The sequence below is a fragment of the Streptomyces sp. SID13666 genome (genome assembly GCF_010548325.1).
GTDB lineage: Bacteria > Actinomycetota > Actinomycetes > Streptomycetales > Streptomycetaceae > Actinacidiphila > Actinacidiphila fildesensis.
Window position 1 is genome coordinate 1 of sequence record NZ_JAAGLX010000096.1, and the last position, 2,500, is coordinate 2,500.

At 56.9% G+C, this 2,500-nt stretch carries 1 rRNA gene (cut by a window edge); it reads right to left on the reverse strand.

The window, feature by feature from the left end:
* Positions 1-24 precede the first annotated feature (24 nt).
* Positions 25-2,500: ribosomal RNA gene (locus G3I60_RS43320) — 23S ribosomal RNA — on the reverse strand; it runs 650 nt beyond the window's last position.

Below are 2,500 nucleotides of genomic sequence, written 5' to 3' on the forward strand. Positions count from 1 at the left end.
ACAGTGGACGCGAAGCAAAAATAGTTAGACAAGCCCTCGGCCTATTAGTACCAGTCAGCTCCACCCGTTACCGGGCTTCCACATCTGGCCTATCAACCCAGTCGTCTACTGGGAGCCTTAACCCCTCAAAGGGGGTGGGAATACTCATCTCGAAGCAGGCTTCCCGCTTAGATGCTTTCAGCGGTTATCCTTTCCGAACGTAGCCAACCAGCCATGCCCTTGGCAGGACAACTGGCACACCAGAGGTTCGTCCGTCCCGGTCCTCTCGTACTAGGGACAGCCCTTCTCAATATTCCTACGCGCGCAGCGGATAGGGACCGAACTGTCTCACGACGTTCTAAACCCAGCTCGCGTACCGCTTTAATGGGCGAACAGCCCAACCCTTGGGACCGACTCCAGCCCCAGGATGCGACGAGCCGACATCGAGGTGCCAAACCATCCCGTCGATATGGACTCTTGGGGAAGATCAGCCTGTTATCCCCGGGGTACCTTTTATCCGTTGAGCGACGGCGCTTCCACAAGCCACCGCCGGATCACTAGTCCCGACTTTCGTCCCTGCTCGACCCGTCAGTCTCACAGTCAAGCTCCCTTGTGCACTTACACTCAACACCTGATTGCCAACCAGGCTGAGGGAACCTTTGGGCGCCTCCGTTACTCTTTAGGAGGCAACCGCCCCAGTTAAACTACCCACCAGACACTGTCCCTGATCCGGATCACGGACCGAGGTTAGACATCCAGCACGACCAGAGTGGTATTTCAACGACGACTCCACCATGGCTGGCGCCATGACTTCACAGTCTCCCACCTATCCTACACAAGCCGAACCGAACACCAATATCAAGCTATAGTAAAGGTCCCGGGGTCTTTCCGTCCTGCTGCGCGAAACGAGCATCTTTACTCGTAGTGCAATTTCACCGGGCCTATGGTTGAGACAGTCGAGAAGTCGTTACGCCATTCGTGCAGGTCGGAACTTACCCGACAAGGAATTTCGCTACCTTAGGATGGTTATAGTTACCACCGCCGTTTACTGGCGCTTAAGTTCTCAGCTTCGCCACACCGAAATGTGACTAACCGGTCCCCTTAACGTTCCAGCACCGGGCAGGCGTCAGTCCGTATACATCGCCTTACGGCTTCGCACGGACCTGTGTTTTTAGTAAACAGTCGCTTCTCGCTGGTCTCTGCGGCCACCCCCAGCTCAGGGAGCAAGTCCCCTCACCAGTTGTGGCCCCCCTTCTCCCGAAGTTACGGGGGCATTTTGCCGAGTTCCTTAACCATAGTTCACCCGAACGCCTCGGTATTCTCTACCTGACCACCTGAGTCGGTTTAGGGTACGGGCCGCCATGAAACTCGCTAGAGGCTTTTCTCGACAGCATAGGATCATCCACTTCACCACAATCGGCTCGGCATCAGGTCTCAGACTATATGTTGCGCGGATTTGCCTACGCAACGCCCTACACCCTTACCCCGGGACAACCACCGCCCGGGCTGGACTACCTTCCTGCGTCACCCCATCGCTTACCTACTACAGAATCGGGTCGCCGGCTCCACCACTCCCCTCAACTCCGAAGAGATCAGGGCGGCTTCACGGGCTTAGCATCCTCTGGTTCGATACTGGGCGTTTCAAAGCGGGTACCGGAATATCAACCGGTTGTCCATCGACTACGCCTGTCGGCCTCGCCTTAGGTCCCGACTTACCCTGGGCAGATCAGCTTGACCCAGGAACCCTTAGTCAATCGGCGCACACGTTTCCCACGTGTGTATCGCTACTCATGCCTGCATTCTCACTCGTGTACCGTCCACGACTGGCTTCCGCCGCCGCTTCACCCGGCACACGACGCTCCCCTACCCATCCCCGCACCCGTTAGGGCTTCACACGGGAATGACACGACTTCGGCGGTACGCTTGAGCCCCGCTACATTGTCGGCGCGGAATCACTTGACCAGTGAGCTATTACGCACTCTTTCAAGGATGGCTGCTTCTAAGCCAACCTCCTGGTTGTCTCTGCGACTCCACATCCTTTCCCACTTAGCGTACGCTTAGGGGCCTTAGTCGATGCTCTGGGCTGTTTCCCTCTCGACCATGGAGCTTATCCCCCACAGTCTCACTGCCGCGCTCTCACTTACCGGCATTCGGAGTTTGGCTAAGGTCAGTAACCCGGTAGGGCCCATCGCCTATCCAGTGCTCTACCTCCGGCAAGAAACACGCGACGCTGCACCTAAATGCATTTCGGGGAGAACCAGCTATCACGGAGTTTGATTGGCCTTTCACCCCTAACCACAGGTCATCCCCCAGGTTTTCAACCCTGGTGGGTTCGGTCCTCCACGAAGTCTTACCTCCGCTTCAACCTGCCCATGGCTAGATCACTCCGCTTCGGGTCTTGGGCGCGCGACTCATTCGCCCTATTCGGACTCGCTTTCGCTACGGCTACCCCACACGGGTTAACCTCGCCACACACCGCAAACTCGCAGGCTCATTCTTCAAAAGGCACGCAGTCACGAGA